The following is a 23,582-nucleotide window of genomic DNA, read 5'->3' on the forward strand; positions in this document are numbered from 1 at the left end:
AGATTCCGAACACGTCGCGCGGCAGCGTGCCGCTGCGAGTCGCGGCCATCGCCTCCGCCATCGCGTCCGACGTCCATAGCGGTTCTTTGCTCATGCGGCGCTCGCTGATAGCGCCGCTTTCGCGGCGTCGTGATCGCTGAACGGCAGCACGCGGTCGCCCACGATTTGCCCGGTTTCGTGGCCCTTGCCGGCGATCACCAGCGCATCGCCCGGCTGCAATTCGCCGATCGCAGTGCGGATCGCCTCGGCGCGGTCGCCGATCTCGCGCGCGCCGGGCGCGGCAGCGATGATCGCAGCGCGGATCGCGGCGGGATCTTCGCTGCGCGGATTGTCGTCGGTGACGATCACCGTGTCGGCATGCTCGGCGGCGATCGCGCCCATCAGCGGCCGCTTGCCGGCATCGCGGTCGCCGCCCGCGCCGAACACCACCACCAGCTTGCGCTTTGCGTAGGGCCGCAGCGCCTGCAGCGACTTGGCGAGCGCGTCGGGCTTGTGCGCATAGTCGACGAACACCGGCGCGCCGCGATGGGCGCCGACCAGATCGAGCCGCCCAGGAGCGCCTTCGAGATGTTCGAGCGCCGCGAAGCTCGTCGCCGGATCGCCGCCGGTGCCGATTACCAGACCGGCTGCGACCAGCGCGTTCTCGATCTGGAACTCGCCGACCAGCGGCAGCTTGATGCTGTAGCGACGGCCGGCATGCGCGACCGTTAGGATTTGGGCGAAGCCATCGATGGCCGCATCGATCAGCGCGATCCCCTCGCCCGGATCGCCGTTGCGACCGATGGTGATCAGCCGCAGGCCGCGCGCCCCGGCCGCCTCGATCACCTCTGCCGAGCAGTCGTGATCGGCGGCGATCACCGCGGCGCCGCCGTCCTGCACCAGGTGGCGGAACAGCCGCAGCTTGGCATTCAGATAGTGCGCGACCGTGGGGTGATAATCCATGTGGTCGCGCGACAGGTTGGTGAAGCCGCCGGCGGCGACGCGGACGCCGTCGAGCCGGAACTGATCGAGCCCGTGCGACGACGCCTCCAGCGCCAGATGGGTGATGCCCTCGCCCGCGATCTCGTCCAGCGAGCGATGCAGCGCGATCGGGTCCGGCGTGGTCAGCGAGCCGTAAACGCTGCGCGTCGGCGTCACCAGCCCGATGGTGCCGATGCTGGCCGAGGCATAGCCGAGCCGCTGCCAGATCTGCCGGGCGAAGGCTGCGACCGAAGTCTTGCCGCTGGTGCCGGTGACCGCGGCGATCACCTCCGGCTGCCGCGGATAGAATCGCGCCGCGGCCTGCGCCAGCGCCAGTCGCGGGTTCGAGAGCTGCACGAACGGTACTGCGAGATCGCCGGCCGGCGGATGCTCGCCTGCGACCGCCACGGCCCCCGCGGCGATCGCCGCGGCGACGAACCGCGCGCCGTCGGTCTTGGCACCGGCGAGCGCGAAGAACAGATCGCCCGGCCGCACCGCGCGGCTGTCGACGGCGAGTCCGCCGATGGGGCGGTCGGCCGCCGACGCGGCGATCTCGGTTTCGGCGCTGAACAGATCGCGGAGCTTCATGGTCCTCGGGCGTCCGATTCGAGACAGATGTTCTCACGCCTACGAGGCTTTTAGCGCAAGCAGCGCGCGGCGCAAAACGGCAGGAATGGCGGCCGGCGCGGCACGCCGCGCGGCTAGTGGCCGGCCCGCGATGCCGCAAGAATGAGGCGGTCCGGCGGCGGCAGGTCGAACCGCGGCTCGATGCCGAGCAGCGGCGCGATTCGTTCGATCACCTTGCCGCCGGTCGGCACCGCGTTCCACCCCGAGGTGATGAAGCCATGGGTCTCGGGCAACGCCTTCGGCTCGTCGAGCATCACCAGCACCTGGTATTGCGGATTGTCGGCCGGCAGGATCGCGGTGAACGAGTTGAGCACCTGCTTCTTGGCGTAGCGGCCGTTCACCACCTTTTCCGAGGTGCCGGTCTTGCCGCCGATGTAGTAGCCCTTGGCGATCTGGTCGGCAGTCTTGGCGGTGCCGATCTCGGCGTTGAGCCGCATCAGATAGCGGATCTTGTCGCTGGTCTCCTTCTTGACCACACGCTTGGCGAATTTTTGCGCGTCTTCCTCGGTGCGCTTGAGGAAGGTCGGCGGGATCAGATAGCCGCCGTTCACCATCGCGTTGATCCCCATCACCGCCTGCAGCGGCGCCACCGCCACGCCGTGGCCGAACGAGATGGTGATGGTGTTGAGTTCACTCCAGCGCTTGGGCACCAGCGGCGACGCGCTCTCCGGCAGTTCGGTGCGCAACCGGTCGAGCTGGCCGACCTTCTTCAGGAACGCCTTGTGCGCGTCGACGCCCATCGACAACGCTACGCGCGCCGCCCCGACGTTCGACGAATAGGTGAACACTTCCGACAGCGAAATCGCGCGGCCCATATTGTGGGAGTCGTGGATCTTGAACTTGCCGTAGTGCAGCGGGCCGCGCGCGTCGTACATCGTGCTCAGCGACGCCTTGCCGGCGTCGAGCGCCATCGCCAGCGTCAGCGTCTTGAAGGTCGAGCCCATTTCGAACACGCCGGTGGTGAGCCGGTTGATGCGATCGGGGTCGTTGGCTTCGCGCGGATTGTTCGGGTCGAAATCCGGCAGCGACACCATCGCGACGATCTCGCCGGTGTTGACGTTGGAGACCAGGCCCGACGCCGCCTTGGCACTGTACTTCTCCTTGGCCTTCAGCAGTTCGTCGCGCAGCGCATGCGTGACGCGGACGTCGAGCGCAAGCTCGACCGGCCGCTGCATCCGGTCGGAGGCGAAGCCGGCGCGGTGCAGGTCGGCGAGACCGTTGTTGTCGAGCCACTTCTCGATGCCGGCGATGCCCTGGTTGTCGATATTGACCAGACCGATCAGATGCGACACCTCGGCAGCGTTGGGATAGACGCGCTTGTTCTCGCGCAGGAAGCCGATGCCGGGGATGCCGAGCTTTTTGATCTCGGCCTGCTGACGCGGCGTGATTTCGCGCTTCAGCCAGACGAACCCCTTCTTCGACGCCAGCCGCTCGCGCACTTCCTGGGTTTCGAGGTCGGGCAGCGTCGCGGTGAGCAGTTCCACCGCCTCGTCCTGATCGATCAGCCGGCGCGGCTCGCCGAACAGCGACGGCGTCTTGACGTCGGTGGCCAGGATCTGACCGTTGCGGTCGACGATGTCCGGCCGCGCGGTGGCGACCGCGTCCTGCGACACGCCGCGGCGTGCACCATGACTGTCGCCGAACACCGCGATCGTCGTCAGCTTGAACGCGATCACGCCATACACCACGGCGAAGGCGATCATCGCCAGCCCCACCCGGGCACGCGCCTTGGCGTCGCGGTCGACGTCGCGCCCGTAGATCAGGCTGCGGATCAGCCGTTGATGCCAATTGACGTGGTGGCCGACGAGCGGCAGCGAGGGTTCGGTCACTGAGCGGGCTCCGGAGCCGGCAGAGAGCCGGTGACGATGTCGGGATCGATTTTCTCGATCATCGAGGCGATCGGATCGGGAGCGTTGGGGTCGGCGATCGCCGGCGGCCGCGCGGGAAGGTTCTTGAGTTGATCGAATTGCCGCGCGGTGATCGGCTTCAGCTTGAGATGGCGTGCGGCGATCCCCTGCAGCCGGCCGGGCGCATCGAGCTGAGCCCATTCGGCGCGCAGCCGGGCGATCGCCTCGCGCTCCTTGCGCAGCTCGGCCTGGATCTGCAGCACCTTCTCGGTGCGCACCGTCGATTCCATTTTGATCCGGTACACATAGGCCGCGGCGAACACCAGCATGCCTATCACCAGCACGTGCACCAGCCGCATCATCGGCCGGCCCTCAGCACGCTGGCGAGAGTCGGCCATCCCGGCAGATCGCCGGCGGCATGCGCAGGCGCTTCGGTGCGCTCGGCCCCGCGCAGCTTGGCGGAGCGCGCACGCGGATTGGCGGCGACTTCGGCATCGCCGGCGACGATCGGCCGCTTGGCGAGCAACGTGAAGCTCGGCGTCGCCTGCGCGACCTCCGGCAGATGGCGCGAGCCGCCGCCGGTCTTGCTGCGCTCGGCCAGGAAGGTCTTGACGATGCGATCTTCCAGCGAATGAAACGACACCACCGCGAGCCGGCCGCCCGGCTTCAGGACGCGCTCGGCGGCGTCGAGCGCCTGATGCAGTTCGTCGAGCTCTTCGTTGACGAAGATCCGCAAGCCTTGGAACGTGCGGGTCGCCGGATGGATCTCGCCGGGCTTGGCACGCACCACCTTGGCGACGATGTCGGCGAGCGCCTTGGTGGTGGTAATCGGCGCCTCGGTCCGCGCCGCCACGATGGCGCGGGCGACGTGGCGCGAATACCGCTCCTCGCCGAAGATGTAGATGATGTTGGCGAGATCGGTTTCCGAGGCGCGGGCGACCACATCGGCCGCGCTCGGTCCGTCGCGCCCCATCCGCATGTCGAGCGGGCCGTCGAACCGGAACGAGAAGCCGCGCTCGGCCTGATCGAGCTGCATCGACGACACGCCGATGTCGATCACCACGCCGTCGACCATCGCGGCACCCTGCGCGGCGCAAACCTCGGCCAGATTGGAGAACCGGTCCTGCACCAGCGTCAGCCGGCCGCCCGCTTCAGCGACCAGCCCGGCGCCGCCGACGATCGCGGTCGGATCGCGGTCGATCGCGATCACTCTGCTGCCGGCGGTCTGCAGAATCAGCCGCGTGTAGCCGCCGGCCCCGAACGTGCCGTCGACATAGACGCCACCGTCGCGCGGCGCGAGCAGGCCGACCGCCTCGGGCCCGAGCACTGGAACATGGCGCGAGTCGGAATGGCTCATGCGCGCGCCCCGGCCGCACTGAGGCCGCGTCCGTCCCGCATCGCGCGGAGCTCGGTCGGGCTGCTCGTCGGCTTGCTGCAGGGCAATCGGCCCATCGTGCCTCGCCTCGTCCCATTGCGCCGGCCGAGCGCCGCGCCAGCCGGTCAAGACGACCGACGAACCCGGCGCTCCGCGTGGAATCTGATGGATTACCATCGGCTTATGGGGCGTCACTGGAAATATTGCCGGCAATTTGACACCGGCTGTTCACCTCTCAGTAACGGCGCTTACGCTTAAGAAACCGTTGACGGCTGGCGGTCGAAAAGCGGGGGGAACGCCGCACCCAGCGCGCGCGTTCTGCTGCGCTGCAGGATGACGAACCGGGTCTCGTCCACAGAAAATGGCAAAATCGTGAAGACTGCGCGTTGCGGGGAGCGCCGTGGACCAGGATAGTTACCGGGATGTTTCAGTCGGCGCAGCGACGCCGTTCTCCTGCCGGTATTGAGTCATCCGATGTTGTCAGGTTCGTTAGCGTCAGCCGGTGCCGAGTCGAAACGTCGACGTGCCCTCCCTTTGCCCAAGGGCATCGTGTCCATGCAGACCTTCACACCCGACTCGTCGATGGTGTCCGACGTGCTGCCGTCGCCGAACTACGGCGAGCGGAACAAAGCCCGCCGTCCGGACATGATCGTGCTGCACTACACCGGCATGCCGGACGTCGAAGGCGCGCTGACCCGGCTGTGCAAGGCCGGCACCGAAGTCTCGGCGCACTACGTCGTGCTCGAAGACGGCCGCATCCTGCAATGCGTGCCGGAATCCAAGCGGGCCTGGCACGCCGGCGTCGCGTCCTGGGCCGGCGAGGAAGACATCAACTCCTGCTCGATCGGCATCGAGATCATCAATCGCGGCCACGATTGGGGCTATCCGGATTATCCGCTGCGCCAGATCGCGGCGGTGATCGCGCTGTGCCGCGGCATCATCCTGCGCCGCGACGTGCCGGCGCATCGCATCGTCGGCCATTCAGACGTCGCCCCGGCGCGCAAGAAAGATCCGGGCGAGAAATTCCCGTGGCGGTCGCTAGCCGCCTCCGGAGTCGGCCTGTGGGTCGAGCCGGCGCGGATCGTGCCGGGTCCGGCGCTGAAGCAAGGCGCCGAGGGCGACGACGTGCGGCTGATGCAGCAGGCGCTGGCCGATTACGGCTACCGCGTCCCGGTCAACGGCAGCTACGACCACGCCACCACCGACGTCGTCACCGCGTTCCAGCGCCACTTCCGCCCCGAGAAAGTCGACGGCATCGCCGACGCGTCGACCGTGGCGACGCTGCACGCGCTGCTCGCACGCCTCCCGATCGAAGCCCGCGCGGTCGCGGCGCTGGGCTAACCGTTTCCTCCACGCCACTTGCGGCTTGACGACCGCGGCCCGAGCCCGCATGGCTTGCCGCGTCAGTCGGCCGGACGGCCGCTCCCGCTAGGGCCGAAAGGCTGCGGGGGAGGAAAGTCCGGGCTCCATCGACATACGGTGCCGGATAACGTCCGGCGGGGGCGACCCCAGGGAAAGTGCCACAGAGAACGAACCGCTTCCCCTTTCTTCTCCCTCCCCCGCTTGCGGGGGAGGGTCGGGGGGGGGGCAGTAAGGGTGAAAAGGTGCGGTAAGAGCGCACCGCGTCGCCGGCAACGGGGACGGCATGGTAAACCCCACCGGGAGCAAAACCGAATAGGGACGGCATCGCGGATAGTTCGCTGCTCGCAGCGATAACTCCGCAGGGCGATGTCAGGCTCGCCGTCCGGGTAGGTTGCTCGAGGCGCTGTGCAAACAGCGTCCCAGAGGAATGGCCGTCGCGTATCGCCTCCGCAAGGACGCGATGCCCTCCAGAACCCGGCTTACAGGCCGGCTGATACTTCTATGAATGAAGGGCTCGGCGGAAACGTCGGGCCCTTCTCCCGTTTAGCACAGCAACCAATAGACAACTTGCCCACGAAGCCGCTCATCACTACACTTGATCTACCCTGAATTCATTAGCTGATCGACTGGAATTTGAAATGCTGGATCGCAACGACCTTTCACCTGAGCTATTTAAGAATTACGAATTCTATCTCAGCCAGATATCGGAAATTGATTACTCGGGAGACCGTCCGCATTTGACGTGCGAAGACGTTATTGATGCTCACTATCTGATTTGCGATCATTTTCTTAAGCTGGGTGAAGGAATAGCAGGATTTGGCCCGAAGGATTATGGGCTCTTGTCGTCCGCAGTTGGCCGTCAATTAGCTTCTGCAGGCGGCTCTTTTGTGTATTCGGACTTCTGGGATATCGCATCATCCCTCATTTTTGGATTGATAAACGATCATCCATTCCACGACGCCAATAAGCGAACAGCATTTTTGAGCTCAGTATTTTTTATGATGGAGCACGGCTACACGCCATCTGTCGATATCAAAGAAGTGGAAGATTTCATGGTTGAAATAGCGGACTACAATCGCACGAACGGCAAACACATGGAGGTCAGCGAAATCGCCCCACGGTTTAAAACCATGTTTCGGAAACAAGACAATCGCATGTCATACATTGTGACGTTCAACGAATTGCAGGCGCTATTGAACCGCCACGGATGCTCGATCGGAAACCCGAGCGGCAACTATATCAATGTTTACAAAGGCGACGAAAGAGTAGCCCAGATCGGGTTTCCGGGATGGACCAAAGAAGTCTCTAGAAACGCTGTTTCAACAGTCAGGAAATCAACCGGGCTTCTCCCCGAGAACGGTGTTGACGCGCAGGTTTTCTTCAAAAGCGCCGACCCTCTGAGCGCCTTGATTGGCACCTATGAAGAACCGCTTAAACGCTTAGCGTATCGCTAGACAATAGACCGCGTAAGGCTCCCGCCCTCAATGCCCCCCGCCGCCCGCCGCGGCCATCGGGTTGGCCGGCTTGGCGAGCAGGAATACCAGCGTGCTGAGCCCAAGGTAGAACACCGTCAGCAGGAAGAAGGCGTCGCCGTAGCTCATCACCACGGCCTGACGGTGGACGATGCTGGTGAGCTGTTTCAGCGCCATCATCGAGGCGTCGCCCATGCCCTGGAAGCGCTGGGTGAAGGTGTTGAGCAGTTCGACCGCCTGGGCGTTGCCCCAGGTCACCTTGTCGTGCAGCCGGGAGATGTGGAAGTCGGTGCGGCCGTCGAGCGCGGTGTTGATCAATGCGAGGCCGAGCGCGCCGCCGAGGTTGCGGGTCAGGTTGAACAGACCGGAGGCGTTCTTGACCCGGTGCGGTGGCAGCGTGCCGAGCGCGATGTTGTTGACCGGCACCATCGCCATCATCATGCCGACGCCGCGGAAGATCTGCGGCCACAACAGCTCGTAGAAATCGAAGTCGCGGGTGATCCAGGTCATCTGCCAGGTGCCGCCGGCGAACAGCAGCAGGCCGACGGCGATCAGGATGCGCATGTCGACCAGCGCCATCAGCCGGCCGACCAGTGGCGCCGACAGGAACATCGCGATGCCGGAGACGAACATCGTCTCGCCGATCATCAGCGCGCTGTAGCCGCGCACCTCGGCCAGATAGCGCGGATAGATGTAGGTCAGCCCGTACAGCCCGATGCCGACGCAGAACTGGAACATGCAGCCGATCGCGAAATTGCGGTCGGTGAAGGCACGGATGTCGACGATCGGCTCGCGCGCGGTCAGCACCCGCCAGAAGAACGCCACCGCCGACACCACGCAGAGGATCGCGAAAATGAAGATCGACTCGTCGTTGAACCAGTCGTTGCGCGGCCCCTCCTCCAGCACATATTCGAGCGAGCCGAGGAAGCCGGCCATGAAGCCGAGACCCCACCAGTCGAAATGATCGAGCAGCTCGTAATGCGGCTCGTCGAAATCGACCAGCGCCAGCACGCCGACGGTGATCAGGATTCCCGGCACGACATTGATGAAGAACAGCCAGTGCCACGACATCAGGTCGGTGATGTAGCCGCCGACCGTCGGGCCGATGGTCGGCGCCAGCGTCGCGACCAGGCCGATGATCGGACCGACCATGTTGAACTTGGAGCGCGGGAACACCGTGTAGGCCGAGGCGAACACGGTCGGGATCATGCCGGCGCCGAGAAAGCCCTGGATCGCCCGCCACACGATCATCTCGGCGATCGACGAGGTGAACCCGCACATCAGGCTGGCGAAGGTGAAGCCGGCTGCCGAGATCGCGAACAGGTTGCGGGTGCCGAGCGCGCGCGACAGGAAGCCGGACAGCGGGATCGCGATCACTTCGGCGATCAGATAGGCGGTCTGCACCCACGAGACTTCGGACGACGACGCCGACAGGCCAGCCTGGATTTCCGACAGCGACGCCGAGACGATCTGGATGTCCAGGATCGCCATGAACATCCCGAACACCATGATCAGGAACGCGATCAGCCGGCTCGCCGGAACGTGCTCGGACGGCTCGGCGGGCGCTTGGGCTGGTGCTGCGTCAGCGGTGGTCGATGCCGACATCGGCAAGTCCTCGGAGGAGTTCGCTCGTCCTCATCGTCATGGCCGGGCTCGTCCCGGCCATCCACGTCTTTGTTGCAGCGATCTCAGTCGGGCGTGGATGCCCGGCACAAGGCCGGGCATGACGAATGGGTGGCGCCCCGGCTGATCGGCCGCCTACTCGCCCGTCCGGGTGTCGACGTCGACGTAAACGGACATGCCGGCGCGCAGCAGGTTCTCGCCCGCCACCTCGGCAGGAACGCGGATACGGACCGGGACACGCTGCACGATCTTGGTGAAATTGCCGGTGGCGTTGTCGGGCGGCAGCAGCGTGAACACCTGACCGGCCGCCGGCGACAGGCTGTCGACGACGCCTTCGATCTTGCGACTGGAATAGGCGTCGACCGAGATATTCACCTTCTGCCCCGGCTTCAGCCGGCGGAGCTGGGTTTCCTTGAAGTTGGCGTCGATGTAGACGCCGTGGAGCGGCACGATGTTGGCCATCCGCTGGCCGGCGTTGATGAAATCGCCGAGATTGACCAGCCGGTTGGAGAACACGCCGCTGACCGGGGCGCGGACCTGGGTGAAATCGAGGTCGCGCTCGGCCTTGGCCAGCGAGCTCTGCAGCTCGACGAGCTGGGCGCGGGCTTCGGCCTGCTGCGCCCTGGTGACTTCGACGCCGTCGCGCGCGGCATCATAGGCGGCCTTGGCGGCGGCGACCGAGGCGACGGTCTGGTCGCGGCCGGCCTGCGAGGTTTCGAATACCGCGCGCGAGGCGAAGCCCTTGGTCGACAGCGCCTGCTGGCGATCGAAATCCAGCGCGGCGCGCCTGGCTGCTGCTTCGGCGGATTCGAGCTGCGCCTGGGCCTGCTCCACCGCGCTCTGCTGCGCGGCGATCTGGCGGCCGATCCGGGCGATGGTGGCTTCCTGGGTGGCGATCTTGGCGCGGGCGGACGCGACCGCGATCTTGTAGTCGCCGTCGTCGATCCGGAACACCACGTCGCCGGCCTTCACCTCCGAATTGTCGCGCGGCAGGATCGCGGCGAGATGGCCGGAGACGCGGGCGCCGAGCGTGGTGTTGTTGGCGCGGACGTAAGCGTCGTCGGTGCCGACCATGAAGCGGCCGACCAGCATGTATTGCGTGCCGAAATAACCGAGCGCAGCCAGTGCCGCGATGCCGACGCCGATCAGCACGAACTTCTTCTTGTTCGGCGGCTTGGCGGCGGCGGGACGCGCCGGCGGCGCGATCGGCTCGGATTCGGTTTCAGGCTCCGGCGGATCGGCGAGCTTCAGCGTCGACGGATCTTCCAGCAGCGAGCGCAGCGTCTCGGCTTGCGAAGGCGCGGCGGGCTGGCCCGGATGCGGCACGCCGGGGTTCGGCGCAGCCTCGCTGCTTCCCGGCTCGGGACGCAGCGCGCGGGCAGCTTGGTCGCGTCCGGACATCGGATTCTCCTGAACTCAGCTCGCACGACGGAACGCTGCCGGGAACGGTATCCTAGCAGGAATTCTCATCTATCATTGACCGAACGGTTCGGTCAACATACCATGATGCAGTCAGGGTAGCAGGTGTGCGTTTCTGCTCTCGCCCCTATCCCCGTGATTTTACCAGACAGGCTGAACCAATGGTTGCAACGGCATCGGCGGCGCCGATTCACAGCGACGACGACAGCGCCAAGCGACGCCAGATCCTCGACGGCGCCCGCGCGGTGTTTCTGGAGTTCGGTTTCGACGGCGCCAGCATGGGCGAGATCGCCCGCGCCGCCGGCGTGTCGAAGGGCACGCTGTACGTGTATTTCGCCGACAAGAATTCGCTGTTCTGCGAGATCGTCGAGCAGGAGAGCATGGCGCAGGGCATGCTGTCCTTCGAGTTCGTCCCCGAGCGCGACATCGAGGCGACGCTGCGGGCGTTCGGCAGCGCCTATATCGCGCTGATCTGCAATCCGCGCGGCGCTTCGGCGATCCGCACCGTGATGGCGATCGCCGAGCGGATGCCGGAGATCGGCCGGCGCTACTACCAGCGGGTGATCGCCAACACCATCGGCCGGTTCGCGCGCTACCTCGAAGGCCAGGTCGCGGCGGGCGCGCTCGCGATCGACGACTGCGAACTCGCCGCCGCGCAGTTCATGCAAGCCTGTCAGGCGACGCTGTTCCTGCCGTTCATTTTTCAGACCGCCGAACCGCCCTGCCCGGAGCGGATCGCCGGCGTCGTCGACAGCGCAACGCGGATGTTTCTCGCGGCGTACCGGGCCGAGCCGGGCGCCGGATCCTGACTAATCGTCCTCGGCCTCGTCGCGATCGACCTTGTGGCGCGAGGCGTTGCGGCCGATCGACCCGGTGACGCCGTTCCAGTTCTGGGCGCCGGCGTAGGGGTTGCGCTGCTGCAGCCGCTGCGCGATCACTTCGCCGGACACCGCGGCCGGCTTGCAGATCGAACGCAGATTGCGCCGGCGCATCAGATCGACGTGAATGTGATCGTAGTGATACACGTTCGACCCCGGCGCCAGCACCGTGCTGAAAACGCGGCACGCCGAATCCTGGACGTCGTGCAGGAACGCCTGCTCCTCCGGCAATCCGCGCCAGCCGCCCTTGACGGTGATGCGGCGGCCGTCGGCCAGCACGAAGGCCGAGATGTCGAGCGCGTTGCCGAAGGCGTGTTCGGAGATGTGTGCGTTCGGATTGCCGTTCATGCCGCGGCAGGAATACGCCGAGATCTGCTTGATCTCGACAACGCGCTGGCCGAACCAGCGCATTGCCGAAGGCTGCACCGCTTCCGCCAGCCAGCGATCCAGCGCCGACACGATCGGACAGGCCAGCGTCGCCGTCGGCTTGATCGCAACCGGCCCGACCGAGCCGGTGATGCCGCCCTGCTGGCCAGGGCCGAGCCGCGGCAGCGGCCGCTCCGCTTCGCCGGGATAGCCGCCCTGCGGCGCCGCGCCGCGCGGATAGCCGGTGACGTTCTCGGCCGGCGGACGCTCGGCGGACGGCTCGCCTTCCGGCGGCAGTTCGATATCGTCCTGAGCCGGCACCACGCCCGGCGCGTTCAGCGACACCGGCGCCTTGCCGTAGCCGCCTTGCGGCGCGCCGTACCCGGCCTGCGGCTGAGTGCCGTAGTTCGGCGCGCGCGTCGGCGGTTCGGCATAGCCTCGTTGAGGTGTCGCGTAGTTCGGTTGCGACCGGCCGCCCGGCCAGCGCGGCTGGCCCTGGCTGGCGCCGCCGATCGATCCCGGCGGGCGAAGATCGTCGGCGAAGCCGATCGCGCCGGTTTCGCCGAGCGCCGCCACCTTCAGCGGAAACTCGGCGCCGCAGACCCCCGGCCCGGAGATCGGATCAATCCGGACGAGATCCGGCCCTTCCCTCACCGCGCCCGATTTCAGGCACGCGATCTCGGCCTCGGCCCGCCACGGTTCGCGCTCGGCGATCTGAAACAGACCGCGACCGCAACCCGCGAGCGACACGAGGACGAAGGAGCCGACGAGATACAAACGAACTCCGCGCGTCATCCGCGCACAGTCCACCAATCTGATTAAAGAGAATTGAACGGTATCGGGCGACGATTTCTTAACCATGCGGGGGCGCGGAGCACAGCGTTCCGCAGCGCCTCGATGTCGCCGGTCTCACCCCGATCAGGCGGCCCGGACTTCGCTCAGGAAGGCTTCGACCTGGGTCTTCAGCGCCTCGCCGCTGCGCGACAGCTCGGAAGCGGAGTCGACCACCTGGGTCGCCGCCACACCGGTTTCGCGCGCGGCCTCGTTGACGCCGGAAATATTGCCCGAAACTTCGGTGGTGGAGCGCGCGGCTTCCGCGACGTTGTGGGCGATCTCGCGCGTCGCCGCGCTCTGCTCGCGCACCGCGCTGGCGATCGCGGTCGCGATCTCGTTGATCTGCGCCACCGTGCCGGTGATGCCCTCGATCGCCTGCACCGAAGATTGCGTCGCCTGCTGGATCGAGTTGATCTGGGTGGTGATCTCCTCGGTCGCCTTCGAAGTCTGCTCGGCCAGCGCCTTGACCTCGGCGGCCACCACCGCGAAGCCGCGGCCGGCATCGCCGGCTCGTGCGGCCTCGATGGTGGCGTTGAGCGCCAGCAAGTTGGTCTGCGAGGCGATGTCGCTGATCAGCGTCACCACTTCGCCGATCTTCTGCGCGGCTTCGGCGAGACTGCGGACCTCTTCGTTGGTGCGACCGGCCTGGTTGGCCGCCTCGCCGGCAACCCGCGCCGACTGATCGACCCGGTTGCCGATCTCGGTGATCGAGGCATCGAGTTCTTCCACCGCGGCGGCCACCGCCTGCGCGTTGGAGGTCGCCTGCGACGACGCCGCGGTCGCCGCCACCAGCCGGCGCTCGGATTCGCGCGCGGTGCCGACCATCGAATCCGCGGTGCCGCGGAGTTCGGTCGCCGCCGAGCCGACCAGTTCGACCACGCTGCCGACGCCGGTCTCGAACCGCGCCGCCAATTCGTGCATCGCCTTGCGTCGCTCGGTTTCGTGGGCGATCCGCTGCTCGTCCTGCGCTGCGCGCAGCCGGCCGGTCTCGATCAGCCCCTCCTTGAACACTTCGACCGCCTGCGCCATCGAGCCGATCTCGTCGCTGCGGCCTCGCCCCGGAACTTCGACGTCGTGGCGGCCGCTGCTGATGTCGCGCATCGCACTCTCCAGCGCCTGGATCGGCTTGGCCATACCGCGGCCGAGCCACACCGCGATCGCGGCGGCGACCAGCACGGCGGCGATCGCCGCGAGCGCCAGCCACTGCATCGATTGCCGCTCCAGCGCCGCATAGGCGCTGGCGTCGCGTACGATCATCAGCACCGCGACCGGATCGCCGGAAAACCGTTTGAGCTGACCGAAGGTGGTGGCGATCGCCTTGCCGTCGGCCTCGCCCTTTTCGATCACCAGTTCGCCGCCGAACGCACGGCGTAGCGTCGCCGGATCCGTGACAGGGTTGGCGAGGCTCGACGCGATCACGTTGACCTTGTCGCCGTTGAGCTGAAGGATCGCGACATCGACGCCGAACCGCGCCTTCATCCGCTCGACGAAAGCCTTGCCGAACGGTGCGCCGATATCGACGGTGCCGATCACCTTGCCGTCCTCGATCATCGGCGTGGTGCCGAACACCGTGAGATTGTCGAGGCCGGGCTCGATGCCGCCGACCGCTTTGCCGGTGGTCATCGCCTGCACCACCATGGCGCGTCGCGACGACACGTCGTCACCGAACGTCTTGGGATTGTGAATGCGCATCAGCGTCGTCGCCGGCGGCACCTGGATCGTGTACAGCGACAGCCCGCGCAGCGTGGTCAGGTCGCGGCCGTCCTTGAGCAACTTCATCAGCCCGTCGCGGTCGCTCGCCTTGGTGAGTTCGCGTAAAGGCGGCAATGCCGCCAGCACGTCGCTCAGCGCCAGTGTCGTGCGCGTCTCCGCCTCGGTCGCCGCGGTGATGTTGGCGTAATCGGCGCGCAATTCGCGTTCCAACGCAACCTCGATCGTCGCCTGCTGCCGCCAGACGCTGAAGCCGGCCAGAACCACGCACGAGCCGATCGCCACCAGCGTGATGGCCACGATCATCCGGGCCGAAATCGATTTGAGCATTCCGCGGTCCTTTTCTGGTGCCGTCGCCGGAGTTCCGGCGCGGTTCACAACTACGTGGAAGGCCACAAGAAGCGGTTAACAATTACCTCGTAGAACTACGAAGAGTGAGATGAGCTCCGCCTCGGTAAGGTTGATCGGTTAGGTTAAAACCGAAATCGCGTTGACCACGCCGATCGGCTTTGTCAACTAGCCGTATGATCAAGGACGACGACTACGAACTCGACCGCTTCGGCAACCGCGTGCTGATCGGGCTGACGGCGGAGGAAACCGCCGAATATTTCCGCCTCGAGGAAATCATCAGCAAGAGCATGCCGCTGCCGCAGATGACGCGCGACGAATGGTACAGGCCGGAAGACTGTCGCTGGCTCGAACTATACGAGAAACACGAGTCCGCGCGCCGGCCGTTTCTCAAGAGCAGCAAGACGATGCACTGAGGGCGCAAGCCCGGGCTCTGACGGTGCGCTGACGCACTCACCAGGAATAGCGTAGCACGCCCTTGCCGGCATAGCTGCGGGTGACATCCGAGAATTCGCCTTCGAACGCCGCCGCGACCGAGAAGCCGTTCAGCCAATTCACTTCCGCCGACACCGTGGTCAGCGCCGCGTCCCGTGCTGGGCGAGCGCCGCTCACGACGAAGCTGGCGCCGGGCAGCGCCTGGAACGTCGCCGCGACCGAACGATCGACGTCGAATTCGTGAGCCCACGCCGCACGGCCGCGCAACGTCAGCAGCGCGCCGTCCAACGCGAAAGACTTGTCGGTGCGCAGGCCGAGCTCGCTGCGCGTCGAGGTCACGGTCCTGGCGTCGTAGCCGAGCGCGAACACGCTGCTGCCGCCCACCGCCCGCTCGGTATAGGCCGGCAGATCGAAGGCGGTGACCTGCGCGGCGGCGTAGGGCGTGAGGCCGACGCCGCCGAACGCCGGTGCAACCCAGCGATGGCCGGCTTCGACACGGGCCGAATAGGCGTGGGCGTTGAAGTCGGCACGGAGCTGATCGAAGCCGCCGACGACGACAGTCCGTTCCGTGGTGATGTCCTGCCAGCCATAGGCGGCGGCGGCGGTGAGATAGCTGGCGCCGAAGCTGTGGCGGACGAAGCCGCCGACCTGCACCAGATCGGAACGCCCCGAGCCGAGTCCGTTTGCCAGACCGAACTGGGTGGCGCCGCCCGCCATCGCGAAACCGGCGACGGTCTGCGACGACAGCCAGTAATCGGCGCCGGCGGCGATGCCGGCGAGCCGGCTGGTCGCGGTCGCGGAGCCGAGCGAGCCATTGCCGTCGGTGGTCTGCGCGCCGCCGAAGCCGGCGGCCCACATGTTCCAGCGCGGCTCGAACGCCGCCGGCACCGGAGCGTTGGCCATCATCGCATTCGCGTCGCGCACTGCGCCGGCACTCGTCGCGGCGAACGGCAGCGGCCGGCTGGTCGCACCCGGCGGCTCGCGGCCGTTGCCGAGCGGATTGGTCAGCAGACCCATGAACTGCGTCATGGCGTTGAAGGTCGACTGCTGCGCGCCGGTGGCGGTCTCGCCCGACACGGCGCTGAGCCCGCTCGCGTTCAGTGCGCCGAACACGATCGGAATGCTGCCGGTCCGCGTGAAGTAGTTCGTCAGCGCATTGGCGACCGCGGTCTGGTTGGCGTTGAGGCCGCTGTTGACAACCGGAGGCGTCGGTCCGGGCGGCGCCGGCGGCGTGTAGTCGAGCACCAGATTGAGATAGGCGTTGTTGGCGTCGTAGCCGAGGCTCGATTTGAAGCCGGACGGCAGGTTGGTGTTGACCAGCGTCCCGAACGTCCCGGCGATGCCGCCGGTCGCGTTGACGATGGTGTATTGCCGCTCGACATAGCCGCCGGCGGCGAACGACACATTCACCGTCGCACCGCCGAGCGTCGCAATGCCGGTTACGTTGACGCGATCGGCGCTGGTCGGCGACACCTCGACCATGTAGCTCGACGCCGCGGTGAAGACGAGATTGCCGCTGACATTCAGCGTGCCGATCGAATTGCCCGGCGCCAGCGCGCCGCCATTGATCAGCGTGGCACCGACGGTGCCGTTGCCGCCGAGCGCCGCGCCGGCATTCACCGTCGTGAGCGACGACGACGCGATCGAGCCGTTGACGCTGAGCGTGCCGGCCTCGACCGTGGTGGCGCCAGTGAAGCTGCTGATGCCGCTCAGCGACAGATTGCCGGCGCCGCGCTTGATCACTTGGCCGCCGCCGGAGATCGCACCGCCGAAACTGGTCGCTTCCGAGCGGTTGAACGCCAGCGTCGCGCTGTTGCTGATATTGCCGACGATCGAACCCGTCGTCCCGCCGTCACCGATCTGCAGTGTGCCGGTGGAGATGGTGGTGCCCCCGGTGTACGCATTGGTACCGGTCAACGTGAAAACGCCACTGCCGCCGCTGCCGCCGAAGCTGATCAGATTGCCTGTGCCCGAAATCGAACCACCAAACGTGTTGGCATCGGAGCGGGCGAGCTGCAGCGTTCCGTTGTTGACGACGTTGCCGACGATCCACCCCGTGGTGCCGCCATTGCCGACCTGCAAGAAGCCGCTGCTGATGGTCGTGCCGCCGGTGTAGGTGTTGTCGCCGAACAGGATCAGCGCGTCGTTGCCGAGCTTGGTGACGCTGCCGGTGCCGGAAATCACGCCGCCGAAGCCCGCGGCATCCGAGCGGTTGAACACCAGCGACGCATTGTTGACGACGTTGCCGGTGATCGAGCCGGTGGTGCCGCCGTTGCCGATCTGCAGTGTGCCGGCCGAGATCGTGGTGCCGCCGGTGTAGGTGTTGTTGCCGAGCAGCGCCAGGATGTCGCTGCCATACTTGATCAGGTTGCCGGTCCCGGAGATCGCGCCGCCGAGGCTGGTGCCGTTGCTGCGGTTGACGGCCAGCGTCGCATTGTTGGTGATGTCGCCGGTGATCGAGCCGCTGATGCCGCCATTGCCGAGTTGCAGCGTTCCGCCCGAGATCGTGGTGCCACCGGTGTAGAAATTGTCTCCCGTCAGCGTCAGCGTTCCGGTGCCGGTCTTGCCCAGCGCAAATTGTGCGCCGTTGTCGATCAACGTGCCCGAGAATAACGTCGACGTGTTCAGGCTGCCGACCGTCAGGGTCTGCACCGGCGCGCCGGGCACCACCGTTGCCGCAACCGTCCCGCTGCCCGACAGCGATCCGATCGAGACCCCGCCCGAGTCGGAGCGCAGGGCCATCGTGCCGTTGTTCACGATTTCGGCCGTCCCTCCCGACGAGGATTGGCTGAACAGCAACAAGCCGCCGCTCTGGGTCGTGATGGTCGCATTGGCAGCGGTGCTGCTGCCGATGAAATCGATCTGGCCGCCGGCACCGATGAGGAAGTTCTGCGCATTGCCGGAGTTGTTGACGATGCCGGCGCCGCTCATGTTGAGCTGCCCGCCGGATGCGACACCGATCGTGTAGCTCGGCGCACCGGCATCGAACGTGAAGCCGTCCGGGCTACGGATGACCGTCACCATCAGCAATGTCGACGCGCCGTTGTTGGTGAACACTGCAGTCGAACCGGTGTCGGGCACCGCGGCGGGACCGCTCCAGTTGGACGCCGCGTTGAATTCCTGACCGGCGCCGATCCAGACCTGCTGCGCGGAAGCGGGCATCGTGACCACGACCAGCGCCGTCGAAGCCAGGAGCGCCGACAGCAGGGTCCGCCTTCGCGCAGCGCCCGCCCGATCCGTTGCCCCGGGCCTCAGCTCCTCACCGATTTCACGAACCTGCACGCAACTGTCCTGCCACCTCTCAGGTCATTGGCGACCTGATTCAGGAAACAGCCTAAAGGTTCAAGGTCGAGATGCAAATAGGAACCATTATTGGAACCCATATCGGCGATCGGGCTGGTCCCCGCCGCCGACGCATGCTAGCGCTCCGGCAAACAACAGCGGGGAGACGGAACGCGATGATCGAGGCGGTGATCTGGGATTTCGGCGGGGTGCTCACGAGCTCGCCATTCGAGGCGTTTGCACGGTTCGAGACCGAGCGCGGGCTGCCGATCGACATCATCCGCCGCACCAACGCCGCCAATCATTTCGAGAACGCCTGGGCCAAGTTCGAGCGCGCCGAGATCGATCTCGACACCTTCGACGCGCTGTTCGCCGAGGAATCCCGCGCGCTCGGCGCCGAAGTGCGCGGCCGGGACGTGCTGCCGCTGTTGTCCGGCACGCTGCGGCCCGAGATGGTCGCCGCCCTGAAGATCATCAAGCAGAACCACAAGACCGGCTGCATCACCAACAATCTGCCGGCCAACGCGATCGGATCGGCGTCGGGGCGGACGCTGTACGTCGCGGAGGTGATGGCGCTGTTCGACCATGTGATCGAATCCGCCAAGATCGGCCTGCGCAAGCCGGACCCGAAGATCTACCGGATGATGACCGACGCGCTCGGCGTCGACCCGAAGGCTTGCGTGTATCTCGACGATCTCGGCGTCAACCTCAAGCCGGCGCGCGAGATGGGCATGGCGACCATCAAGGTGACGAGCGGCGAGCAGGCGATCGCCGACCTCGAAGACGCGACCGGGCTGAACCTCCGCAACGGCTGACTCTTGTTTCGCCCCACGCCTTGGCACCCGTCATGGCCGGGCTCGTCCCGGCCCTCCAACTCTTTTCCTGACGCGCGGAGGGAAAGGCGTAGATGCCCGGGACAAGCCCGGGCATGACGACCCTGCGACGGCGCCATACCCCGAATCGCCGCGCCTCCAGCACGACTGGTTACCGATTCCTTAATACCTGTTCGGCGCCCGGGCTCGCGGCCGCACTTTATTACTTCGCCCCGGACGCCGCGCAGCTTTGATTGCGCGGCGAAAGACGCTAATGATTCGTCGAGTGCGCCGTTTGTGGTGAGTTGCCGGCGGCTCGAGTCGCCTTGCGTCCGACCGTCACGTAAGCCGAGCCCCGCACCCGATGACCAAGCTTGCCACCCCGCCCTCCCCCGTCGACCACGCGCTCATCCGCGCCGACTTCGCGCGCTTTGCCGCCGCGCGGTCGCTGAGCCGGCCGAGCGACCTGATCCTGATCCAGCCGGCGCTGGTGCCGGAGAAATTCTTCGACGTCACCACCGCACGCAACGGCGGTTACTACAACTTCCCGCCGGCCGGGCTGCTGTATCTCGCCGCCGCGGCGCGCGCCGCCGATCCGGAGATCGGCATCCGCCTGATCGACATCAATCATCAGTTGCTCAAGGCCGCGCACAGCGACGGCTTCGATTACGGCCTGTGGCGTGATCTGGTGCGCGAGGCGATCGGAGCCTGCGCCCATCCGCATGTCGCCGTATCGTACATGTTCGGCACCACCAAGCCGTGCTTCGTCGAGGTGATCGAGCTGATCCGCAGCGAATTTCCGCAGGTGCCGATCCTGTCGGGCGGGGTGCAGGCGACGTTCGACTATCAGGAAATCCTTCAAAGCGGACTGTGCGACATCGTCTCGCGCCACGAGGGCGAGCGGCAGTTGATGAACTATCTGGCGGCGCTGGCGGGCGACGCCGACGCCGTGCCGGAGGGCATGGCGTTCGCCGATGGCGGCCGGATCGTCGAACTCGGCAGGCCCTCCGGCGACAATCCGGTGAATTGGGACATCCTGCCGTTCTACGACGCGATCAACGTCGAGGAGTATCACCGCTACGGCGGACTCGGCGCGTTCTCGCGCTATGTCGGCGAGGACAAGCCCTACGCCACCGTGCTCGCCACCCGCGGCTGCCGGGCGCGCTGCACCTTCTGCACAGTGCGCAACTTCAACGGCTTCGGGCTGCGGCAGCGCACGGTGCAGGACGTGATCGACGAGGTGAAGCACCTCGTGACGCATCACGGCATCCGCTACATCGACTGGCTCGACGACGATCTGCTGTGGGACCGGGAGCGGACGCTGGCGCTGTTCAAGGGCCTCGCCGAACAGGTGCCCGGATTGGAATGGACCGCCAGCAACGGCGTGATCGCAGTGGCGATCGACGACGAGATCATGCAGGCGATGGTCGCGTCCGGGCTGCGCGCCTTCAAGATCGGGGTCGAGTCCGGCAACGACGCGATGCTGAAGACGATCAAGAAGCCGACCACCAAACCGAAATTGCGCGAGCGCGCCAGGCTGTTCGCGAAATACCCCGAGGTGTTCGTCTCGACCAATTTCATCATCGGCTTTCCCGACGAGACCTTCGGCCAGATGATGGACAGCTACGATCTCGCGGTCGAACTCGCCAGCGACTGGGCGAGCTTCTACATCTGCCAGCCGCTGAAGGGCACCGAGATGTTCTCGGCGTTCCAGTCGCTCGGCGACGCGCGCACCAAAGAAGAGCGCTACGACAAGACCATCAATCCCGGCCGCTCCGCCGAGCGCGGCGAATTCGGCTATCGCTTCGCCGCCGACCGCGAACGGCTGCGCACCGGCTGGGAGGTGTTCGACATCCCGCATCAGGCCGTGCCCGATCTCGAGCAGCAGAAGGAGATCTGGTTCAGCTTCAACCTGGTCGCGAACTTCCTCGACAACCCGAACTTCCGTCCCGGCGGCAACGTCGCCAAGCTGGCGCGCTGGATCGAGGCGATCCACGACGGTTACCCCTACGACGCCTCGATGGCGGCGGCGCTGGCGCACGCTTACTGGCTGCTCGGCGATCAGGTGCGCCACGCTCACCACCGCGCCGACTTCCTGCGGCTGACCGAGACTTCGCCGTATTGGCAGACCCGCGTGGCGCAATTCCCCGAACTGCTGTCGCTGGCGCATGTCGACGACGCGCCGGCCTGGTTCGCCGGTTCGCCGCCGCTGGCTCTGACCAGGCCGCTGGCGTTCGCACGCCCCGGACAGGTGCCGGCGTGACGTTCGCCGGCAAGGCCGCGCTGGTCACCGGCGGCAGCAAGGGCATCGGCTTTGCGATCGCGCGGGCGCTGGCGCAGGCCGGCGCCGCGGTGATGATCTGCGCCCGCGACGAGGCCGAGATCGCCCAGGCGCTGCCGGCGCTGCGCGACGGCCTCGCCGGCCGGGTTCACGGCGTGGCGTGCGACGTTCGCGACGAGTCGGAGGTGCGCTGCCTGATCGACCACGCCGTCACGGCGTTCGACGGCCTCGACATTCTGGTCAACAATGCCGGCATCGGCCTGCTCGGCCCGGTCGAGAGCTTCGCCCCCTCGGATTGGCGCGCGACGATCGATACCAATCTCACCGGCGCATTCTATTGCTGCCACTACGCGATCCCGGCGCTGAAGGCGCGCGGCGGCGGCGCCATCGTCAACATCGGCAGCCGCTCCAGCGTCAACGCCTATGGCGGCGGCGCGGCGTACTGCGCCTCGAAATTCGGCCTGCTCGGCCTGTCGGAATCGCTGCTGCAGGAGCTGCATCCTTACGGCATCCGCGTCAGTTGCGTGATGCCCGGCCGGGTCGCCACCGACTTCGCCGACGAACCGCCGCAGGACTGGCACCTGTCCGCCGACGACGTCGCGCAGGCGGTGATCGACGTGCTGTCGTTCGCGCCGCGGGCGCTGGCGAGCCGGATCGAGCTGCGACCGGCGCGGCCGCCATCGCCGGCGCCCCGATGACCGATCGCACCGCAATGCCCCTGCACGGCCGCCGCGCGATGGTCACCGGCGCGGCGCAGGGCATCGGCCTGGCGATCGCGCGCACGCTGGCGATGCAGGGCGCGCAGGTCGTGTTGGTCAACCTCAGGCACGATGCCGGCGAAGCCGCGGCGCGCGCGATCAACGACGCCGGCGGCGATGCGCACTTCATCGTCGGCGACATGAGCGACGAAGCGGCGATCGCCGCGACCGTGGCGGCGAGCGCCGCCGCGATCGGCGGGCTCGACATCCTGGTCAACAACGCCGCGCCGTCGCAGCGGGCGCGGCCGCCGTTCGGCGAGCAGAGCGCCGCATTGTGGGACGCGACCGAAGCGGTGATGCTGCGCGGCTACATGCTCACCGCGCAGGCGGCGCTGCCGCATCTGGCGCAAGCGCGCGGCGCGATCGTGAACCTATCTTCGGTGCTGGCGCGCAGCGTCGCGCACGAGACCGCCGCCTATCACGTCGCCAAGGCCGGCGTCGAACAGCTCACCCGCTATCTCGGCTGGCACCTCGGCCGCAGCGGCGTGCGAGTCAATGCGGTGGCGCCCGGCGTGGTCGATCGCGACGACGGCCCGCGGCTGAGCGACGATCCAGTCAATCGCGCGGTGATCGAAGCCGCGGTGCCGCTCGGCCGCGCCGCCACTGCCGCCGAGATCGCCGAGGTGGTGGCGTTCCTGTGTTCGCCGGCGGCCGGCTACATCACCGGTCAGACGCTGGTGATCGACGGCGGGCTGTCGCTGGGCGAGCCGTTCGGCGTCGCCCGCAGCGCGGTGCGCGCGGCGATCGGAGCCGTTTAATCAGGGCCATCTCAGCTCGGTGTCCGCGCCACCGGCGCCTCGGCGTCGGCCTCGTACCAGCGCTTGGAGCGGTTGACGATCGCCACCACCGTCAGCATCACCGGCACCTCGATCAGCACGCCGACCACGGTGGCGAGCGCGGCTCCGGATTCGAAGCCGAACAGGCTGATCGCCGCGGCCACCGCGAGTTCGAAAAAGTTGCTGGCGCCGATCAGCGCCGACGGCCCGGCGACGCAATGCTGCTCGCCGCTGAGCCGGTTGAGCAGATAGGCGAGCCCGGCGTTGAAATACACCTGGATCAGGATCGGCACCGCGAGCAACGCGATCACCAGCGGCTGCCGGATGATCTGCCCGCCCTGGAAGCCGAACAGCAGCACCAGCGTCGCCAGCAGCGCCACCAGCGACAACGGCTGGAACACGCCGAGCAGCCGCCGC

18 protein-coding genes and 1 other RNA gene are annotated in these 23,582 nt (G+C 66.8%); 9 read left to right on the forward strand and 10 right to left on the reverse strand.

Annotated elements, in window-relative coordinates:
- Positions 1–90: 90 nt before the first annotated feature.
- The 4 genes from DU475_RS15500 to rsmH form a co-directional block, all read right to left on the reverse strand.
- Complete coding sequence (locus tag DU475_RS15500) at positions 91–1,548, reverse strand: UDP-N-acetylmuramoyl-L-alanyl-D-glutamate--2,6-diaminopimelate ligase (RefSeq protein ID WP_164632630.1); 1,458 nt, start codon at positions 1,546–1,548, stop codon at positions 91–93.
- A gap of 113 nt (positions 1,549–1,661) precedes the next feature.
- The gene (locus DU475_RS15505; RefSeq protein ID WP_013501575.1) at positions 1,662–3,416 is read right to left on the reverse strand and encodes a peptidoglycan D,D-transpeptidase FtsI family protein; all 1,755 of its coding nucleotides are present in this window, start codon (positions 3,414–3,416) and stop codon (positions 1,662–1,664) included.
- Entirely contained in the window at positions 3,413–3,796 is a 384-nt protein-coding gene (gene ftsL, locus DU475_RS15510; RefSeq protein WP_013501574.1) for a cell division protein FtsL, read from the reverse strand. The genes DU475_RS15505 and ftsL overlap by 4 nt, the downstream gene beginning before the upstream one ends.
- Entirely contained in the window at positions 3,793–4,791 is a 999-nt protein-coding gene (gene rsmH / locus DU475_RS15515; protein WP_164632631.1) for a 16S rRNA (cytosine(1402)-N(4))-methyltransferase RsmH, read from the reverse strand. Before rsmH ends, ftsL begins: the two co-directional genes overlap by 4 nt.
- Before the next feature lie 492 nt (positions 4,792–5,283).
- Between rsmH and DU475_RS15520 the strand changes: the two genes are divergently transcribed.
- The 3 genes from DU475_RS15520 (at position 5,284) to DU475_RS15530 (ending at position 7,625) form a co-directional block, all read left to right on the forward strand.
- On the forward strand, positions 5,284–6,150 hold the full coding sequence (locus DU475_RS15520; protein WP_164632632.1) for a peptidoglycan recognition protein family protein: 867 nt from the start codon (positions 5,284–5,286) through the stop codon (positions 6,148–6,150).
- Positions 6,151–6,212: 62 nt separating this feature from the next.
- An RNA gene (gene rnpB / locus DU475_RS15525) (RNase P RNA component class A) lies at positions 6,213–6,669 on the forward strand.
- Positions 6,670–6,809: 140 nt separating this feature from the next.
- Positions 6,810–7,625, forward strand: a complete 816-nt coding sequence (locus DU475_RS15530; protein WP_164632633.1) for a type II toxin-antitoxin system death-on-curing family toxin — start codon at positions 6,810–6,812, stop codon at positions 7,623–7,625.
- 27 nt (positions 7,626–7,652) lie between these two features.
- Here the strand turns inward: DU475_RS15530 and DU475_RS15535 are convergent, their stop codons facing one another.
- Positions 7,653–9,248 carry a DHA2 family efflux MFS transporter permease subunit gene (locus DU475_RS15535; RefSeq protein WP_164632634.1) on the reverse strand — a complete coding sequence of 532 codons (1,596 nt, stop codon included), beginning with the start codon at positions 9,246–9,248 and terminating at the stop codon, positions 7,653–7,655.
- Between the two features lie 153 nt (positions 9,249–9,401).
- The gene (locus DU475_RS15540) at positions 9,402–10,667 is read right to left on the reverse strand and encodes an HlyD family secretion protein (RefSeq protein ID WP_013501569.1); all 1,266 of its coding nucleotides are present in this window, start codon (positions 10,665–10,667) and stop codon (positions 9,402–9,404) included.
- Between the two features lie 179 nt (positions 10,668–10,846).
- Between DU475_RS15540 and DU475_RS15545 the strand changes: the two genes are divergently transcribed.
- Positions 10,847–11,494: a TetR/AcrR family transcriptional regulator gene (locus DU475_RS15545; RefSeq protein ID WP_013501568.1), complete on the forward strand. Its 648-nt coding sequence runs from the start codon at positions 10,847–10,849 to the stop codon at positions 11,492–11,494.
- Here the strand turns inward: DU475_RS15545 and DU475_RS15550 are convergent, their stop codons facing one another.
- Positions 11,495–12,724: an extensin-like domain-containing protein gene (locus tag DU475_RS15550; protein ID WP_013501567.1), complete on the reverse strand. Its 1,230-nt coding sequence runs from the start codon at positions 12,722–12,724 to the stop codon at positions 11,495–11,497. It lies immediately after the preceding gene.
- Positions 12,725–12,847: 123 nt separating this feature from the next.
- A complete protein-coding gene (locus DU475_RS15555; protein WP_164632635.1) occupies positions 12,848–14,803 on the reverse strand; it encodes a methyl-accepting chemotaxis protein in 1,956 nt (651 codons plus the stop codon).
- Between the two features lie 194 nt (positions 14,804–14,997).
- Here DU475_RS15555 and DU475_RS15560 point away from each other — a divergent pair, with 194 nt between their 5' ends.
- Positions 14,998–15,237 carry a hypothetical protein gene (locus tag DU475_RS15560; protein ID WP_013501565.1) on the forward strand — a complete coding sequence of 80 codons (240 nt, stop codon included), beginning with the start codon at positions 14,998–15,000 and terminating at the stop codon, positions 15,235–15,237.
- Between the two features lie 37 nt (positions 15,238–15,274).
- On the opposite strand, the gene DU475_RS15565 is transcribed toward DU475_RS15560, so the two are convergent.
- Positions 15,275–18,538, reverse strand: coding sequence for an autotransporter domain-containing protein (locus DU475_RS15565; RefSeq protein ID WP_164632636.1), 3,264 nt, complete (start codon positions 18,536–18,538; stop codon positions 15,275–15,277).
- 176 nt (positions 18,539–18,714) lie between these two features.
- On the opposite strand from DU475_RS15565, the gene DU475_RS15570 reads away from it, so the two are divergent.
- The 4 genes from DU475_RS15570 (at position 18,715) to DU475_RS15585 (ending at position 23,147) form a co-directional block, all read left to right on the forward strand.
- Positions 18,715–19,353 carry an HAD-IA family hydrolase gene (locus DU475_RS15570; RefSeq protein ID WP_164632637.1) on the forward strand — a complete coding sequence of 213 codons (639 nt, stop codon included), beginning with the start codon at positions 18,715–18,717 and terminating at the stop codon, positions 19,351–19,353.
- Between the two features lie 361 nt (positions 19,354–19,714).
- Entirely contained in the window at positions 19,715–21,613 is a 1,899-nt protein-coding gene (locus tag DU475_RS15575) for a B12-binding domain-containing radical SAM protein (protein ID WP_164632638.1), read from the forward strand.
- Entirely contained in the window at positions 21,610–22,329 is a 720-nt protein-coding gene (locus tag DU475_RS15580; RefSeq protein ID WP_013501561.1) for an SDR family oxidoreductase, read from the forward strand. Before DU475_RS15575 ends, DU475_RS15580 begins: the two co-directional genes overlap by 4 nt.
- The gene (locus tag DU475_RS15585) at positions 22,326–23,147 is read left to right on the forward strand and encodes an SDR family NAD(P)-dependent oxidoreductase (RefSeq protein ID WP_164632639.1); all 822 of its coding nucleotides are present in this window, start codon (positions 22,326–22,328) and stop codon (positions 23,145–23,147) included. The genes DU475_RS15580 and DU475_RS15585 overlap by 4 nt, the downstream gene beginning before the upstream one ends.
- A gap of 11 nt (positions 23,148–23,158) precedes the next feature.
- Here the strand turns inward: DU475_RS15585 and DU475_RS15590 are convergent.
- Positions 23,159–23,582 (reverse strand): arsenic resistance protein (locus DU475_RS15590; RefSeq protein ID WP_502706848.1); only part of this gene is annotated, 424 nt, incomplete at its 5' end.

The sequence above is a fragment of the Rhodopseudomonas sp. WA056 genome, from assembly GCF_010906995.1.
GTDB lineage: Bacteria > Pseudomonadota > Alphaproteobacteria > Rhizobiales > Xanthobacteraceae > Rhodopseudomonas > Rhodopseudomonas palustris_G.

Excerpts from the sequence above, each read along its gene's own strand:
- DU475_RS15530 (WP_164632633.1), top strand. The coding sequence starts at position 6,810 with ATGCTGGATCGCAACGACCTTTCACCTGAGCTATTTAAGAATTACGAA.
- DU475_RS15545 (WP_013501568.1), top strand. The coding sequence starts at position 10,847 with ATGGTTGCAACGGCATCGGCGGCGCCGATTCACAGCGACGACGACAGC.
- DU475_RS15555 (WP_164632635.1), bottom strand. The coding sequence starts at position 14,803 with ATGCTCAAATCGATTTCGGCCCGGATGATCGTGGCCATCACGCTGGTG.
- DU475_RS15585 (WP_164632639.1), top strand. The coding sequence starts at position 22,326 with ATGACCGATCGCACCGCAATGCCCCTGCACGGCCGCCGCGCGATGGTC.
- DU475_RS15560 (WP_013501565.1), top strand. The coding sequence starts at position 14,998 with ATGATCAAGGACGACGACTACGAACTCGACCGCTTCGGCAACCGCGTG.
- DU475_RS15570 (WP_164632637.1), top strand. The coding sequence starts at position 18,715 with ATGATCGAGGCGGTGATCTGGGATTTCGGCGGGGTGCTCACGAGCTCG.
- DU475_RS15520 (WP_164632632.1), top strand. The coding sequence starts at position 5,284 with ATGTTGTCAGGTTCGTTAGCGTCAGCCGGTGCCGAGTCGAAACGTCGA.
- rsmH (WP_164632631.1), bottom strand. The coding sequence starts at position 4,791 with ATGAGCCATTCCGACTCGCGCCATGTTCCAGTGCTCGGGCCCGAGGCG.
- DU475_RS15575 (WP_164632638.1), top strand. The coding sequence starts at position 19,715 with ATGACCAAGCTTGCCACCCCGCCCTCCCCCGTCGACCACGCGCTCATC.
- DU475_RS15535 (WP_164632634.1), bottom strand. The coding sequence starts at position 9,248 with ATGTCGGCATCGACCACCGCTGACGCAGCACCAGCCCAAGCGCCCGCC.
- DU475_RS15550 (WP_013501567.1), bottom strand. The coding sequence starts at position 12,724 with ATGACGCGCGGAGTTCGTTTGTATCTCGTCGGCTCCTTCGTCCTCGTG.
- DU475_RS15540 (WP_013501569.1), bottom strand. The coding sequence starts at position 10,667 with ATGTCCGGACGCGACCAAGCTGCCCGCGCGCTGCGTCCCGAGCCGGGA.
- DU475_RS15500 (WP_164632630.1), bottom strand. The coding sequence starts at position 1,548 with ATGAAGCTCCGCGATCTGTTCAGCGCCGAAACCGAGATCGCCGCGTCG.
- ftsL (WP_013501574.1), bottom strand. The coding sequence starts at position 3,796 with ATGATGCGGCTGGTGCACGTGCTGGTGATAGGCATGCTGGTGTTCGCC.